The sequence below is a fragment of the Pedobacter sp. Leaf194 genome (assembly GCF_001423945.1).
Classification (GTDB): domain Bacteria; phylum Bacteroidota; class Bacteroidia; order Sphingobacteriales; family Sphingobacteriaceae; genus Pedobacter.
On record NZ_LMPU01000009.1, the window covers coordinates 659,281 to 676,246 of the forward strand.

A 16,966-nucleotide genomic window follows, 5' to 3' on the forward strand; every position below is an offset into this window, starting at 1 on the left:
TTATCGCTCCGACAATTAAATACACTTGATGTATGTCAAGGGAGCAAAAAAGGTAAATTCATTTTCACTGGCAAAATGATTTACAAATTATACAGACGAAGTCCATGAACGGTTTTGAGGTTTTATTTAGACACATTGAGCAAAAAGTATCGCTTACCGATCAAGAAAGAGAAGACATCTATCGACATTTTACGCCGAAATTTTTGTTAAAAAAACAGTATCTGTTAAGCGAGAGTGAAGTTTGCAGGCACATGGCATTTGTGTGTAGTGGTTTACTGAAAACTTACCATATCGATGAAAAAGGAATCGAACACATTAGCCTGTTTGGCTGGGAAGGCTGGTGGTTATCTGATTTTAGCAGCTTTTTAACCGGCATTGCATCCGTATCCTATATTGACGCCATAGAAGATGCCAGCTTGCTGTTAATTTCCCGTGAAAACTATGAAGCGCTGACCCTCCGGGTACCCAAAATGGACAGGTATTTCAGAATTTTATATCAGAATAGTATTGTAACCAAGGAACGCAGACTTCGAAATTCCGTTACTTATCCAGCGAGTGAAAGATATCTTGAATTCGTTGAATCAAATCAGCAGATAATCGACCGAATCCCGCAAAACTTCATCGCTTCCTATCTAGGCATAGCACCTGAAACGCTGAGTAGGATAAAACATAAAATATCAAAAAGACAATAAGACTACCACTTATTGAAAGCCCCAGAAATTATTTAATTAATCTTCCATCGCCATGCGATATGAATCAAACGGATTAATATCGAAAACCCTTCCAGCGTGGAGTCTATTTGCAGAATCACAAAGACGCGTTAGATCTGTCGTAAGCCAGCGCACCAGAAATAGTATGCGCTAGGATTAACTCGGGTTATGAGCGCAGCGCCCCTGGAAATATTGGAAGAAAGAGGCTTCATGCCCCTTTTCTTAGCAAAACAATCTACTGGCAGTTCTAGAATGCTTCTCAGCGTTAGAATGAAGTTTCTCTGCATTCCGCACATGAAACTTTTCAATATCATCTTGGGCCATAATCTGATGATAATCCCGGAGAAGATGAGATGAGCTAATTTAAAACCGGTAATTTGAAAAATTTTATTTCGGGATTGCCTGAAGCGAATCTTTATTTAATGCGCCCGCTTTCATTTTCTAAAGCAGAGGTTCTTGCTCTTGGGCCTTTGGAGTTTCCAGTTGAAAATTTGTAGCTAAAACTCAGTTTCAGTTGCCTTGTTTCGAAATAGCTGTAGTTCCGAATCGTAAAATCCCCTACACTTTGAAAGGAATCAGCCTGGCTTCCTTTGAAAGTGTCACTATAGACAATTCTTAGAGTGCCATTCTTTTGCAGGAAGCTTCGCTGAAGCCCTAGGTCTATCTGGCTGTTGGGTTCAAAAAACTGGTTCGCTCCGATGAGTCGTCTGGAATTATAAAATCCCATGAGTTCTGCAACGAAACCTTTCGGGAGTTGAAAGGTTTGCTGAAGACTTATTCTTGCAGCATTTTGCTTGAGGTCAAGATTTCGTCCGTTGCCAAAGTTAACTTTATTACATAGCCTGAAAAGCGTTCCGTTAAAGGTGATGTCCCACCAACTTGCAGGCTTTAACGACTGAGTCAGCGTTAGTGCGAGATGCTGTTGACTGCCCAGATTTCGTGGTATCATCACAATTTTCGATGGCCCGATGGTATCAGTTACTTCCACGCTGAAATCATTCGTATACGTGTAGCTTAAGCCCATAATGGTACTCTTATGTACATACTGTATTACGCCCCGATGGCTAATCTGGGGTTTCAAGAATGGATTTCCCTGCCAAAAAGAGAGTTCATCCAATAAATAGATAAAAGGATTCAGATTTTGATAGGCCGGCCGGTCTATTCTTTTAGAATAACTAAAAGATAAACTATTCGAAGGGGAGGCCGTCACGCCCGCTGAAAAGAATGGAAAAAGATTGGTATAGTTCCGGTCAATGCGCTGCTGATTTCCCGCAATAGTAGATATCTCTTCCAGTTTACCTGTAGAGGCCGAATGTTCTACGCGCAATCCGCCTTGGAGCTGCCATTTTCCTACCTGTTTTTTATAATTAAAATATCCGCTGCTGATGTTTTCGCTGTATGAAAATCTATTTGACCGGGTGGGATCCAGTATTTCAGCTGCCTGCTGAACTTCCAGAAACCTGGAGTCGTTTGCTGATGTTACGGCTGAATATTTTACCCCTGTCTCCAGTTTTCCTTTCCAAAGGTTAGTGGTATAGTCAAGTTTTATGGCGCCCAGATTAATATCAATCCCATTTAAAGAGCGGTATAGATTGTCACTTATTACGGTGTTGTCAATCAGCGTGTACCTGTTCGACTGAAGGTTTCCTGCCCTTTTGGTGAAAGTTCCATAGTCGGCATCAATGTTCAGGATTCTGCCCAGCGTATCTTCATATTTATAATTCGCATTTAGATTGTAACGCTGGGTTCCCTGAGCATAGTAGTCGTTTACTGCAGTCAAGGTCTGCTCCACGACCTTGGTCGAGGCAAGGCCAATATCGGTTTTAGTATCGGTTATTCCTCCGCCAAAAAGAAAATTGCCATTCAATAAAATGCCTACTGTACTTTTTTTATTGATAATAAAATCTGCACCAACCCTCGATCCGATTTTATTTCTTTTATCGATGTCGTCTGTGAAACTGTTAAAAAATTTGCCCTCCTGAACCCGGTCTCCCCCGTATATGTAAGAATAATAACCCAAAAAATGACTGTACGAGCCATACAGATTAAACCTGTTCTTTCTGTAATTGACAGAGAAATCCTGACTGTTTCTGAAATATACGCCATAGTTTATTCCTGTAGTCATGCTAATGTTTAATCCGTCTACAGTAGATTTCAAAGTCCTCACATTGATAATTCCAGCCGAACCTGCCGCATCGTATTTGGCTCCAGGGCTATTGATGATTTCAATCGATCTAATGTTAGAAGACGACATTGTTTTAAGCAGTTCTGCAACTTCCCGGTTGGATAAATAAGTCATCTTCCCATCAATTAAGACAGAGGCCCCCGCTTTACCATTGAGCGAGATGGAATTATCACTGGAAACGCTAACACCTGGAGCGCGGGCTAGTAGTTCAAGTGCATTTGTGCCTTGTGCGCTGATGCTTTTAGAAACATTAAAAACAAGATTTCCATCATTCATTTCAATGACCCTTTGATTTCCATTGACCTGTACCGATTGTAGATTTTTAGATTGAGATTCAAGTCTGATCTTTCCAAAATCTTGTATCGCCAAAGGATACTTATCCGCCGGGAATTTTAAAATCAGGTCTTCATATCCCAGGGAAGTCAGCTTCAGCGTAAAACCAGTATTTGTTTTCAAGGGATAGCCAAATTTGAAATATCCATTTTCATCCGCAATGGTTCCACTTACGAGCCTTCCGTTATTCAGAAGAGAAACTGTTACAAATGGAACTCCATGTTCACCGGCCCTCATAACTTTGCCTGAGATGATCACTTGATTGGATTGAAATTTTTGCTGCCCCATCTCCCTGCTTCTAATCACGATCAAGGACTGTGAAAGTGTTTGAGAAAACAGATTTTTGGAAGCAAGGACGGTATCCAGCAATTTATTGACATTTATCCTATTTGCATCTATTGATACCAACATCGAATCTGAAAAAATCTCATTACTGTATACGATGGAGTAGCCGGTTTGAATCTGTATTTGTTTGAACAGTTCTATAACAGGCCTTCTCTCTAGCTTTAATGTGACTTGCTGCGCATTTGCCGGTAAATTCATAACGACAAATAATGCAAGCGTAATTAGTGTATGTTGATATTTTCTAGCAGTCATATCCAGTGCGCTTAATATTATTAGTTACCCATCCTTTTGTTTTCTTCCTTATTGCTTTGCTCAATGTTGTTCTGATTAAACTTGCTGCCGAGGCTGAAGTTATAACTGAAGGACAGACTGATGTTCCGGGTTTGTCGCTTTTGATAAAAATCGATTACCGTGCCGTTGTTAACCGAAAATTCCGTCTCCCGGACTGTATTGAATACATCGGAGAGATAAACTCGCAAGGTAGCTTTATCTTTAAGTATTTTTTGTGAAAGCATCAGATCAAGATAGAACATATGTCCGAGCCTGGTATTACCGGAAACCGATGGGGATTTATACTCCGCGATGACATCCAGCGTCGGTACTTTTTTTAAACTTATGGTCTGCATAGATTTTACCGCCAAGGTAGTTTTTGTATTGCCTATATCATTTGCGGAAGTTGAAGCCCGGTAAAGGGAAAGGCTATAGCTGCTCTTCCAGGCATTTGAAATTTGCGGTGAGGCATTTATATTCAGCCCGTATTCCTTACCTGCTTTAAAATTAAATGATTTGTATTCGACAACGTTATTAGCAATTGTGTTTGCCAGCAAAGCAATCAGATTCGAGGTTGAAGAATAATATAAATCAAAATTGTAATGGCTCAAAAAATTATAACCCACCTGAAAGTTATGCGAATACTGTGGCAATAAGTCAGGATTTCCGGTTAAAATCATATAGTCGTGAACTTGCAGCCGGTAAGGGTTAAGGTCATTAAAAGATGGCCGCTGAAGCCTTCTGGAGTAGTTGAAAAAAAGCGATGAACCTTTACCCTCATTCAGCAATCTCATCAAATATACTGAAGGAAACAGGCTCAGATATTTTCTTTTAAAAGCATCACCCGACGTAACTGAAATTCCGTTAGAAAGGGTTTGCTCAGCCCTTAGTCCGATCTTAAGACTATTTGGGCCAATCGTTTTTTCAAGCGTTGTATAGAGCATGCCCAGCTGCTCTTTATAAAGAAACTGATTACTGATTAACGCGTTATTTATCCACAGGCCTTGGTTGAAGTTTTCGCTAATGCTTTCATTGTCTCTGTGAATCGCACTGTATTTTATCCCACCTCTGAGTTCAAGTTTATTTTTCCAGTTCTTGGTATAATCAATTTGGCCGGCATAAATTCCTGTGCTGCTGGGCGTCATGGTTCTGGACTGCATACTGCTTGCCGGGGAACTGTAAGTTGTCAAAAGCTGGTTCTGCTCATCTTTAGCGTTTCTGGAATAGTCTCCAATCACCTTTAAGGAAGAACCGAGGCTGTCTAGCTTCCAGATATAGTTAACTGTGGTGCTATTGAAGTTAATTGCCCTATCCCAATCTGCACGTGCGTAACCCGGTCTGCTCGTGATATTCCGGTAGATGATATCAGTTAAAAACAGTTGCGAAGGCTGGTTTTCTGAACCTGTATTTTGTATCGCCAGCGATTGATTTATCGAAATGTCGTAGGCCGCACTGAAACGATATTGATATCTCGAAATTTTGTTGCTGCGAACTGTCGTATTGCTAAAGATGCTGGCATCGGGGTAGGAGAAGGTTTCTTCACCATAAGAAAAATTTGTATCATTCGTGTAGGCGCCATTAGCGGATAGATAAAGCCTTTTTATCTTGTAAGCCAGGGAACTTCCACCACTTATCAGCGACCCTTTGCCCTGTTTTTGATACCTTGCATTCAGGGATCCGTTCAGACCATCTTTTCGGGCTTTCTTAAGCACAATATAAACGATTCCTCCTGTTCCTGCGGCCTCGAATTCTGCCGGCGGGTTATATATCACTTCGATTTTACTGATGTCTTCAGACCTGAGTGACTTCAGGTATTCTACTAAATCATCCTGCGACATGCGTTGAACGATGTCGTTGATCATCACCATTACTGACTGATTTCCCTTAATCCTGATGCTGCCATCCTGGTTTACCCAAATTCCAGGGGATTTTTGTAATACCTCGAATGCTGATAACCCTTGAGCTAATGAACCGTTCTCCACATTCACGATGTACCGGTCAGTTTTTCTTTCGATGAGTGGCTTAGTATTGACCACAGTAACGGTTTGCAAGGTTTGTGCAGCTTCAGACATCACCAGGTGCTGTAATTTAGCTTTATCTGCGAGGGTAAAGGAAATTTCGAGTGACTTATAACCGACGGCGCTCACGAGTAGCCGATAACAATGTCCCGATTGAAGAGTCGCATTAAGCTGGTACTGGCCATTATCATCACTCAATGTTTTTTCAATAATATCAGCTGAGGCGAGCAAAGTTATGGATACAAAAGGAATGGCTATTCCATTTTTCTCTTTTACTGTTCCAAAGATTGCGGGCCTTAAAACTTCACCGCTTTTGATCAGATCACCTTGATGACCAACTGCAATCAGTTTTTCGGAAATCAGATTAAAAACCAATTTATGATCGCTAAGAACCATTCCAAGTACGCTGGAAACAGCCATGTCTTTTACCTTCAGGGACACCAGCATCGTATCTTTTACAACTTCATCACTGTAAATAAAACCATAACCGCAATGCTTTTCGATTTGTTTAAAGAGCTCTTTAATCGGTTGCTGACGTAATGTCAAGTTCAATTTTCTTTCCTGAGCTGAAATGCCGGTACCTGCTATCCATATCAGCGCAAGAAGCATTATCGCTTTTCTCATTGCTGCTCCTTAATCACAACCAACCTTTTATTGATTGTACAGTTCAGCGGGTAGGACAACTTAAGCGAAGTTATTGCCTGTTCAATGGTCTCGTTTATAAATATCCCGCTAAAGCGCTTTTCCTTTAATGCTTCGCTTTGGATATCAATTTTTACATCGTACTTTATCTCCATTTTAAGGGCCAGATCCTTAAGTTTTTCTTTTCTGAATACCAGGGTATCCGCAATCCAGTTGGTTTCGCTTAAAAGTAGAACTTGATTTACCAGTTTAAGATGCAGACTGTTTCTTTCATCATTTTGCTGTGTATTGTAAACAATTTTTTGATTGGGTCGTAATAACAAGCTGTTGTCTTTGTTTAGTCTGTCATGCATTTGATGGTAGGGCAAACCGATATCTCATAAAACCAATCAAATTAGCCACGTTTACACAGACTGTCATCTCTGTGATCGAAAATGAACTTGATAAATGTTCACATCCTGGAAGCGACATTGCTTTTTTCAAAACAGGTGAAAGGGGTAAACTCAGCAGGGTTAATAAGCAGGAAATATTATACTTTGAAAGCGCCAGAAATTATGTGAATATGGTTACCAGTGAAAAAGGAACGCTGGTATATCTAACCTTAAAGGAAATTGAAAAAATATTTAGGAAAGATCTTTTTTGCAGAGTTCACCGCTCACACGTTATTAACGTCACAAAAATTCAGAAAATAGTTGGTAATACAATAAACCTTGGCGAAGGCGTACAGGTACAGATGGGAAATGCGTACAAAGCAGAACTATTGAAGTTTTTAGAAGATAGAACATTTCTAACCGGCCGGATTTAGAAGGTCATAATCTAATGAGCACCGGTACTGGTGACAGTAATGGTAAGACTACTTGTGGTCGGATCAGTACTTGTGGGATTTCGGTCTTTGACTGCTCTGAAGATAAAAACTGTTTTTTTCTTCAGCTTCGTGTATTGGTTTTGCATAATAATTACAATTAAACTAGCATGGTTTACAAGCGCGAAAGTACGGATTAAAAAAGAATTCCACTTAAGGGACGAAAGATAAAAATTATATGATGAGGCTTACTTTAAAACTTCTTTACCGATACAGAATTCATTTCCTAGCCTGGGTATTATATATGTTTTCAGAGATTTTCATCGTTGGATGGGCAACGGGGAAATTTGGCAGACCGGTGAGTTATGCTACACATTACACCATAAATATCCTTCTATTTTATTTCTGTTCTTTGAAAATTTACCCGATAGCTTTTACTAGTGAGATTTCCTGGCTTTGGAAACTTCCCTTAATGCTCATTCTCACTTTTGTGGGCTATTTGATGATCAATTATTACATCGACTCGAATTTTTTCGGACACATCACCGTTTACAACCAGGAAAAAGTGAGATTAAAACCGAGTTACGTGCTTGGGGTATTGTGGCGGGCGTTACCAATCATGGGCTTTGCAGGATTTCATTACCTTTTTATTTTACACCTTGAACAAGTCAAAAGACGAGAAATCGCAGAAAAAAAAAGGTGGGAAAGTCTCATTGCTGAAAGGGACACCCAAGTTCAACTCGCTCACGCGCGAAATTCATACCTGAAAGCCCAAATCAATCCACACTTACTGTTTAATACCTTAAACTTCATCTATACAGACACAATCCAATCTGCACCGAGAGCCGCTGAGGCAATTATGTCACTCTCAGAGGTGATGCGTTACAGCATCAATTGTGAATTTCGGTCAGAAACGGTTCCACTTAAAGAAGAAATAGAACAGATATATAAATTAATAGAATTACATCAAAGTCGCTCTGATGAAACACTTTCGTTTACACTTGAGATTGGTCCAAACGTAAAAAAAACAATGTTCATCCCATTAGTTCTAATCACGATGGTAGAAAACATCTTTAAACATGGCATCATTCATGATCCTGAGCACCAAGCAGTGTTGAGCATTTACGTATTTAAGGAAATATTATCCATCAACTCAAAAAATATCCCTGGCAGGTCAAAACTTATCCCAAGCCAAAACACCGGTCTCTCCAATATAAAACAACGTTTGATGATTGCTTACGGGGACAAGGCTAGCTTGAAATACGGCATGCAGAATGAATACTTTGTTGTGAGCATCAATGTAAAGCTCAACAGTTAAATTATCAATCAACCCAAGAAGAAATCATCAATTTAAACACTGGTTCCATTTGTCGTTTGAGTATGAGCTTTATATCTAGTATTGTTCAATCACGTCAAATTAAGATTGATGGCAATCGCAATCTCGGAACAGTTAAATTTGTATGCGCTCAACTCCACCTTTAAATGAGTATAAAATAATCCATAGCCCGATAAGACTCGATAAGCGTTTATCCGATTTTGTCAGAAACTTGTGAATCGCATACGTTGACTTTGGCCGAGCCTTTAATCCGTTTTGATGAACATTCATAAATATCAATGACAAGGTTCGAGTCTCGTCGGGACCACTCCTTTCGCCAGTAGTTACGTATAACTGCTGGCTTTTTTGTTCAGTGGGGCTAGAAAAGGGGCTATTAAATTTGAAGATTATTGATCTGCCGTTCTAATTGAAACTTTGATCAATTAAGAAGTGAATGTATAAGTAAAAATTCACATTAGCATGAAATATATGTGTGTTAGTAAAAGTTGAGATGACTTTTACTAAAATTTCTTTATTATATTTGCTGGCCAATCCATTAATTATGCTATTTTGAGTAGTTCGCACAACCATAGTCCATTAAGATATCCAGGTGGAAAGTCATGCTTATCTGGGTTTATTACTAAGCTTGCGATTCAAAACGGCCTTCAAGGTGGGATATATTGTGAGCTTTATGCTGGTGGAGCAGGTGCCGCACTCAACTTGTTGTTTACTGGAACCTTTCGACAAATTCATATCAATGATGCTGATTATAGCATCTATGCATTTTGGTATGCAATCTTAAATCACTCAGAAGAATTTATACTCCGATTGGAAAATACGCCAATTACAATCTCTGAATGGCATCTTCAAAAAGCTGTTTACCTCAGCGGGCGTGATGCTAATATTATTGATTTAGGATTCTCTACATTTTTCTTAAATCGCACCAATAGATCGGGAATTATATATAAAGCTGGACCTATCGGTGGTCAGGATCAAACTGGCAATTATAAAATTGATGTTAGATTTAATAAATCTGATCTTATATCACGAATCAGGAGAATAGCTGAAAATGCAGAGCGTATCACTCTCACTAATGAAGATGCAGTTGCAATTATTCGGGATTTAGGAAGGTATCATCCAAACACAGATGACTTATTTATTTATCTAGATCCTCCATATTATAATAAGGGTAAAATGTTGTACTTGAATAATTATGACCACTTTAACCATCAGACTTTAGCTAATGCAGTAGCAGATATAGACAATAACATACGATGGCTAATTTCTTATGATAATGTCGATCCTATAAAAAAGTTATATAGTGAATATAGAATGTCTACATTCGATTTAAACTATACGCTTCAAAGTAAAAAGTTTGGTAGTGAATTATTAGTATTTTCACCTCCGCTAGAATTAATTGAAAAAATCCAGGTAAACAGTAGAAATAGTGATTTAATTTTAATTTGATCCTATGAATCAAGTAATAACGCAAGTCAATCCAAGGGATCTGATCTTTGATACTCAAAATCCCCGTATAGCCGAATTTAGTTTAGGTAATGAGCTTTCTGAAAGAGAGATCATAAAAATACTGTGGAATGTGATGGGCGTTGAAGAAATAGTTCTGTCTATAAAGGCAAGTGGATTTTTTGAACATGAACCATTGATTGCCGTTCGAGAAGAGGGACATTCAATAGTCATTGAAGGAAATAGACGATTAGCAGCGGTTAAATGCATCTTGAATCCGGAGTTGGCAGATTATATTGGTATAAACAAAAATAATCTATTCGTCTCAGAAAAGATCAAAGCTGCCCTTGAATCAATTCCTGTCATTTTTGTTAATGAACGTAAAGATGCATGGAAATTTATCGGGTTCAAACATATCAATGGCCCTGCAAAGTGGGGAAGTTATGCAAAAGCTCAGTATATTTCGTTAATCAAAAACGAATACGACATTACTTTGGAGGAAATTGCTTCTCAAATTGGTGACACGCATAAAACAGTACAGAAGCTGTATCAAGGACTTCAAGTAATCGAACAAGCTGAACACATCGGTAAATTTGACCGAACAGATATAAACGCACCTAGACTTTATTTTTCACACCTCTATACTGGATTATCATATGAAGGCATCAAAGATTTTATCGGAATAAAGGATGTCTCTGAAGAGGTGAAAAACCCTGTGCCGGCTGAAAAGGAAGATAATTTAGGGGAACTTCTTTTATGGATGTTTGGTAGTAAAAAAAGGGAGGAGGAGCCAGTAATACAATCTCAAAACCCAGACTTACGTCGACTTGAAGCAGTGGTTAGAAATAAAGAGGCGACCTATGCTTTGAGAGATAGAGTTCCACTAATTGTTGCGTATGAGATTAGCCAGCCGAAAGATGAAACCTTTGAACAAAGTCTTCTAGAAGCTAAGCGGGCATTACAAAAGGCCCATTCCTATCAAACTGAAGGGTTTGATGGTAAAGATGAAGCGCTTCTACGATTGAGTGCATCTGTAGCCAGCATTGCTGACGACCTTTATGATATTATGGAGAAGAAGTGGAAAATGACGCAGGGGGAAAGTGCTCCAAAAAAGAGGCTGTTTGACGAAGATAATTAGCTATGTTTAAACTTCCAGACGGAATCCCGACCCTTAGAAGTAGTGCCCAAGAATGGGCTGATTATGCTGAATATTTGGCTTTGATTAATGGAAGTATTTCCTTGCATGATGTCGTGAAGGCTCCACTAATGGTTTCCGATGAAACTGTGACTAGTGGGATTATTGACACAACTGATCAATTCAATGATAAGGCAGATGAGATCAGTATAGAAATAAATAGGCGACAGAACATATCGGGGTCAAAATATCCGTTTTCAGCTATTCAAAATGGTTACATACTGCAATACGATGCTGATGATCAAGATCTCAACTGGATTTATAGGTTTCTCTTGTTGTCTACTCGCTTAAATATGACGAAGCAAAAGATACAGAACAATATTGACGGTACGCAGGTATTTGAGATGCTTTCAGCAACAGTGGCCAAAAAATTCTTTGGAGAGAATACCGAATCGGATATTTTAGGAACAAGTCGCAGTGATATAGGGGGTTTCCGCGAAAAGCTAGCTCAACTATCCCAGCGTATAGGGGAAGGGGGAACAATTATTGCAAATGAGGGGTTTAGGCCTCAAGATGATAATGTTGATGTTGTGATTTGGAAAGGCTTCACAGATAAAATGCCATCTAAAATTATAGCATTTGGACAGTGCAAGACAGGTACTTCATGGGAAGATAGATTATCTGAACTAAATGTCGATGCTTTCTGTAGAAATTGGTTTACTATACAGCCTGTAATGACTCCATTACGAATGTTTTTTTGTGCTCAGTATTTTCCTCTAAAGATATGGAGGGTTAGAGCCAATGAAGCAGGGCTGGTTTTTGATCGGTTTAGGATACTTGATTACCTGCCTGAGAACATTGACGATGCATTAATGGGCGATATCAAAACTTGGTGTTCTGCAATTCTAAATTAGTATACTTAAATTTCTTTTATATCTAGAAGTTCCTGGAATAAGGGAAATAGGAAGTCCCAAAATTTATTTAGAAATGGCAAGTCTAAGAAATGAGAATCATGGTTATGTATATATCCATTCAATACATCAAGACTTAATTCATTCTCCGTATTAAGAAGTTTTTGAGTGATAGATGATGATTTTTGATTTAATTTATCTTTCAAAAACTCAAGCCTTTTACTTAAAGTAATTTGACGTAAAGCCACTTTATATTTAGCCTGCATCGGTGCTTCCAAACTTTCGGTTTCTATATAAGTCAATACCGCAAGATCTAAAAAAATTCTTATGGACGCCGCAACTGCGTTTCTATATTTTAAGGGGATTGTCTTCAATTCATCGAACAGGTCGGCTAATCGATAATTGTCAGTATGTAGTTGGTAGCATTCTAAAATAAGCCGAGACCGATTCGGATCGTTTTTTAAATCTTTCTTAGAGTGTTTCACTAACTGAGCAGGCTCATCCTCCACCGATGCTGGGTTTTCAAGGACTGTCTGTTCATTTTTCTCTAAGGATGCTTTTGATTCACTCGTTACAGTCTGATCTTCATTATTGGCAGATTCGACTTTTGGAAGAGTATCTAAAATTTGGTCTAGTTTTTCAGTAATTGATCGAGAATCTATCCTGCTATCATTTCCTCTCGGCAGTAGCATTCGCTTAATTAATGCCGCATATGCATTTAAGAAACTATCTTTTTTACTTAGAATTCGGATTTCAACACCGTCAAATTCAAGTCCCCAATCATCTTTCACTCGCTTACTATTAAAAAATCTCTCTAGAGATGAAATTGGGAAGCGATGAGATGATGCTTGCGTATATTCGACATCTGTCAACTTGTCTTCAACCTCCTTAACAAGGCCTTTAAGTTTTAACGTGCGCAAAATACTTTCTAAATCATTTTCGTCGACTCCGGCCTGGGCACGAATGATATTGATATCTCCTTCATATTTATCATATAATTCTGCTACCCACCGTTGTTGTTGTTCTCGTTGCCATCTTTTTTGAAGAGAGGTAATACTATTTCGTTGGGAAATATACCATTCAGCATCTTCAAATGTCGGTGCTATAGAAACATGAATCTTTTCTATAGTTGTCAAATCGATTTCCTTTGATAACTTCGTGAAAGCATTTTTGATGCCTTTTGGGGACTTATGAGGCTCTTGCAGTAGTTTTAGTACACATATACGCCTATTTCCTTCTGCTACAAAAAACTTTTTATTGTCGGGATTTTGCCAAATAACTATAGGGTCTGCAGGAATAAAGCCCTTTTTTACAATTGATCTTGCTAAACCTATAAAATCTCTCCTATCAGAGTCCTCAATCGTCATTTCTTCTGCAAATTCCTTTAAATGAGTGTAAGTGTTCTCAGGATCTAAGCGAGGGTTTTGCTCCCATAAATGAAGATTTCTCACAGATCTGGGGGTTTTTTTTAGTAGCCAATCGTAATTAGTTTGCATTTGGTTTATCGTTGTCGTTAAAAGATTACCTAATGTACGATTTTGTGATATATTAAAATGCTGTGTTTAAAAATTATCACGAAGTCCAATTGTGTTTTAACCATCTTCTTTGAAGGCAAATTTTATTTGGTTTAAGAATATCGATTCTCTCCGATAATCTAGTTCCATCAAATTTGTAATAGTCCGTGTTGGCAAGGGTGGGATGAATTCTAACAATTAAAGACTCTGGTTCAATAGCTAAGAGACCATCATCAAAAAGGTCATGTAAATCAGATCTAAGAAGAATGCCATTCGTCGAGATGTTGCTTCCACTCTCCGAATGAGGATCAATGTGGGCTGCCTGCAAGACATTCTCCGGCCCAGTTTTTGAGATGCAGCATTGTGCTTGATAGGCAATCAAAAGATTTTTTCTTAGTTTCGATTGTCCCTTTCGCACTCGTCGGGCAATTTGTTGAAAGCTATTAATATCATCATCATTTGCCTCTTCAAATTGCTTTACGAATGTATTTAGAGCTCCTGAAGTTATCGAATGCACCTGAATTGTCTCGAAATCGTTAGCCCATATTAAATCCGGATGTAAGAATACCATAGTTACTTCTTTCGCGACAGTATAATTCATACCTCGACGACCTATTGTCCCTCCTGCTGCATTAAGTGATTGAATACCACGAATCACATCACGTTTGTAAAGTTGCTCTAATGTATCTTTCGAATTCCTTCTGATTAATATTTTGTTATGCTCCACAGCCTCAATATTATAAAGCTGACCTTGTTTAACAGATTCCCAATTTGTATTATAAAGTAGGGCATTTTTTGCATTTTCTATAATTAGTTCCCATGCGATCTCCGCATCAAGCAATTCTATAGTACCTTTTGACGGTAAGCGCCAAACGCCTTTGGGAGAGTTGACTAATTCACCTCGGTCCTTCAAACCCTGAAGCGCATTTCGCAAATTCCGTTTCCAATTCTGTTCGCTGGTTTCTACATCATTGACTTTGGTATAGGAAAGGTCATGTTCATCAAATTGTAGTTCCGCTAAAGCTGCTTTATAAATTTCTTTGATGTTTACTGAACCTTGTAAATTTATAAGCAAAAAAATAACCTTTCTGAATTGTTCCAGATTTGTTGCCATGATGCTTGATTAGGTTTTATATAATAAATTAGATCTATTTGATGTTTCCACCAAATATACAGATCGGGAATCGCCCTTTTACAATAAGCCTGCTAATTGGTCTTGGTGATTTAGGAAAATTCTTCATACTAAATCGGATAACATTTCTAATCTTGAGATGACATAGTATACTAAACAGCTATAGTCGAATTAGGACTAGAATTAAATGCAATTAGTGGTAACTAGAAACCCTATTTCGTAAGAAATCCGCTCTATAGGTAAAGTAATAGGGCGGATTTTTGTGTTATATGAAATAAGATTTCTAGTTAAATGCGTAATATTCCGCTCCATCATTACCATGATATCCCAATACGTCAATAACTTTTACATAGGCGAAAGATTTGGCCAAAAACTTTACCGCTATTTGATTTGGCACCCGATTTCCACCAAGAATTTGACCAACACCTTTGGATCCAAAGCCTGATGTTGATGGGGTTGAATAAGTTGTTTCTTGTTTACTAACCAAACTTAAAATTCCACCCCCAGCTTGGTGTACTTCAACTATAACCTTGTTCTCAGATTTTATATGTTTTGCGATAACATCAAATTTGTAATCACCATAGATAAGAACTTTATATTTTGAAAGGTAATTCCCGTTCTCATCTGTTGAATAGGCTACCTTGTATTTGAAAGGAATTCTGGAGTCAGTATCTGTAACATAGATGAAGCCTGTCGAAGTCAAGGACGTTGATTTGGTTAAAAACCGATGAAAATTTTAAGAGAAAAGTTTTAAAACTTTATAAGTCTATGCAAGCCTTTGCTGAACGTAAGCTGCTGAAAAAAGTCAAGCAAGGGAACGTTAGGGCCCTGAATGTATTAATAAGTAGGGTAAAATCTAAAAATTAATGTTATTCAATTGTCTGATTATAAAATATTTATACAATAAAATTTTAGAAAACAAAAAACTCGCTGGAACTTTCCAGCCTAATAACAAATACAATGAAACTCACTTATAGTATTAAACCTGTGCTTAGGTTGGATAAGAAAAAATTGGATGGTTCTTGCCCAATACACTTCTCAATACGGGTTGGCCCATACACAATGCGAATCTCATCAGGAAAATCTTTGCAACCTGAATTTTAGGACACAAAAGCTAATTGTGTTAAGAAAACAGATGCGTTTAACACGGCGTTGTCAGCTTACATCAACAGCAAAATTAGCAACTGGGAAATGTTTATGCTTCATCAACAATCATTAGGCAAACCAACAACCCTAAATATTGCGATCGGTTATTTCAAAGGCAATGCGGAAGTAACACTTTTTGGGTTTTGGGAAGAGCAATTAAGGCTTTGGGAATATGAAAAAAAGCCAGCCACAATTAAATCTTATAAATCGACCTTGAACATATTAAGGCATTTTAATAACAAGCTGAATTTTGGTGACCTTACCTATGACTGCATTCAGAAGTTTGATTTGTATTTGCGCAAGGAAAGAAATAATGCAACAAATGGATGCTTTGTCAAGCACAAGTGCTTAAAGCACATGATCAAAGAGTCGATCAGCAAAGGCTTTATGGACAAATCTCCGTATGAACACTTTAAAGTAAGAAGCACTAAAGGGACGAGGATGTTTTTAACGATTGATGAAGTAAATGCCATTGATGATCTTCAGATCTCAAAAGACAATACTTTCTTGCAAAAATCAAAGGATTTATTTCTTTTCAGCTGTTTTACAGGCCTCCGCTACTCTGACGTAGTGAACTTAACCTGGGGCAATATCAAGCAAAACCCAGATCGGATCGAAATAAAGATCATAAAAACAGAAAAACCACTATTAGTTCCACTGATTTCAAAAGCTAAAGATATTCTTAATAAATACTCGAAACTAACCATTAAAACAGATAGTCTAAAAGCACTTCCTCAACAGGCAAATCAAGTTGTAAATCGCAATTTAAAAGAAATTATGATGTTGGCAGGGATAAAGAAAAGTATCAGTTTCCACTGTGCCCGTCATAGCTTTGCTTCCAATTTGGTAGAAATGAACACCCCAATTTTATATGTTAAGGACCTTTTGGGCCATCAGAAAATTGAGCAGACAATGATCTATGCTAAGAGTATTGTAGGGAATCTCTTTGACTCAATGAACAACCTCAACGAAAAATATCACCATGTCAACAAACATGTGGGCTAAGTAATTAATACAAAATTAAACGGTGTAAACCCATGTGCT

13 protein-coding genes are annotated in these 16,966 nt (G+C 38.1%); 7 read left to right on the top strand and 6 right to left on the bottom strand.

The window, feature by feature from the left end:
* Positions 1-104: 104 nt before the first annotated feature.
* Positions 105-692 (top strand): Crp/Fnr family transcriptional regulator, encoded by a 588-nt coding sequence (locus tag ASG14_RS13285; RefSeq protein ID WP_056871525.1) that lies wholly within the window; start codon positions 105-107, stop codon positions 690-692.
* Between the two features lie 433 nt (positions 693-1,125).
* Here the strand turns inward: ASG14_RS13285 and ASG14_RS13290 are convergent, their stop codons facing one another.
* From ASG14_RS13290 to ASG14_RS13300, 3 genes are read right to left on the bottom strand one after another with little or no spacing between them, the layout of a single operon-like run.
* Complete coding sequence (locus tag ASG14_RS13290; RefSeq protein ID WP_082491555.1) at positions 1,126-3,825, bottom strand: outer membrane beta-barrel protein; 2,700 nt, start codon at positions 3,823-3,825, stop codon at positions 1,126-1,128.
* A 20-nt stretch (positions 3,826-3,845) separates the two neighbouring features.
* The gene (locus ASG14_RS13295; RefSeq protein ID WP_056871527.1) at positions 3,846-6,485 is read right to left on the bottom strand and encodes an outer membrane beta-barrel protein; all 2,640 of its coding nucleotides are present in this window, start codon (positions 6,483-6,485) and stop codon (positions 3,846-3,848) included.
* On the bottom strand, positions 6,482-6,856 hold the full coding sequence (locus tag ASG14_RS13300) for a FecR domain-containing protein (protein ID WP_056871528.1): 375 nt from the start codon (positions 6,854-6,856) through the stop codon (positions 6,482-6,484). The genes ASG14_RS13295 and ASG14_RS13300 overlap by 4 nt, the downstream gene beginning before the upstream one ends.
* A 71-nt stretch (positions 6,857-6,927) precedes the next feature.
* Here ASG14_RS13300 and ASG14_RS13305 point away from each other — a divergent pair, with 71 nt between their 5' ends.
* The 5 genes from ASG14_RS13305 to ASG14_RS13325 all read left to right on the top strand — a co-directional run bounded on the left by ASG14_RS13305 (position 6,928) and on the right by ASG14_RS13325 (position 12,133).
* A complete protein-coding gene (locus tag ASG14_RS13305) occupies positions 6,928-7,308 on the top strand; it encodes a LytTR family DNA-binding domain-containing protein (RefSeq protein WP_056871529.1) in 381 nt (126 codons plus the stop codon).
* 235 nt (positions 7,309-7,543) lie between these two features.
* Positions 7,544-8,623 (top strand): sensor histidine kinase, encoded by a 1,080-nt coding sequence (locus tag ASG14_RS13310; protein ID WP_082491557.1) that lies wholly within the window; start codon positions 7,544-7,546, stop codon positions 8,621-8,623.
* A gap of 567 nt (positions 8,624-9,190) precedes the next feature.
* Positions 9,191-10,087, top strand: a complete 897-nt coding sequence (locus ASG14_RS13315) for a DNA adenine methylase (protein WP_056871531.1) — start codon at positions 9,191-9,193, stop codon at positions 10,085-10,087.
* 4 nt (positions 10,088-10,091) lie between these two features.
* Positions 10,092-11,222 carry a ParB N-terminal domain-containing protein gene (locus ASG14_RS13320; RefSeq protein ID WP_056871532.1) on the top strand — a complete coding sequence of 377 codons (1,131 nt, stop codon included), beginning with the start codon at positions 10,092-10,094 and terminating at the stop codon, positions 11,220-11,222.
* Between the two features lie 2 nt (positions 11,223-11,224).
* Positions 11,225-12,133 (top strand): hypothetical protein, encoded by a 909-nt coding sequence (locus ASG14_RS13325; protein WP_056871533.1) that lies wholly within the window; start codon positions 11,225-11,227, stop codon positions 12,131-12,133.
* Between the two features lie 5 nt (positions 12,134-12,138).
* Here the strand turns inward: ASG14_RS13325 and ASG14_RS13330 are convergent, their stop codons facing one another.
* The 3 genes from ASG14_RS13330 to ASG14_RS13340 form a co-directional block, all read right to left on the bottom strand.
* Positions 12,139-13,626, bottom strand: a complete 1,488-nt coding sequence (locus ASG14_RS13330) for a hypothetical protein (protein ID WP_056871534.1) — start codon at positions 13,624-13,626, stop codon at positions 12,139-12,141.
* Between the two features lie 76 nt (positions 13,627-13,702).
* On the bottom strand, positions 13,703-14,758 hold the full coding sequence (locus ASG14_RS13335) for an HNH endonuclease (protein ID WP_056871535.1): 1,056 nt from the start codon (positions 14,756-14,758) through the stop codon (positions 13,703-13,705).
* Positions 14,759-15,059: 301 nt separating this feature from the next.
* Positions 15,060-15,479 (bottom strand): hypothetical protein, encoded by a 420-nt coding sequence (locus ASG14_RS13340; protein ID WP_056871536.1) that lies wholly within the window; start codon positions 15,477-15,479, stop codon positions 15,060-15,062.
* 488 nt (positions 15,480-15,967) lie between these two features.
* On the opposite strand from ASG14_RS13340, the gene ASG14_RS13345 reads away from it, so the two are divergent.
* Positions 15,968-16,927 (top strand): site-specific integrase, encoded by a 960-nt coding sequence (locus tag ASG14_RS13345; RefSeq protein WP_162238741.1) that lies wholly within the window; start codon positions 15,968-15,970, stop codon positions 16,925-16,927.
* Positions 16,928-16,966 lie beyond the last annotated feature (39 nt).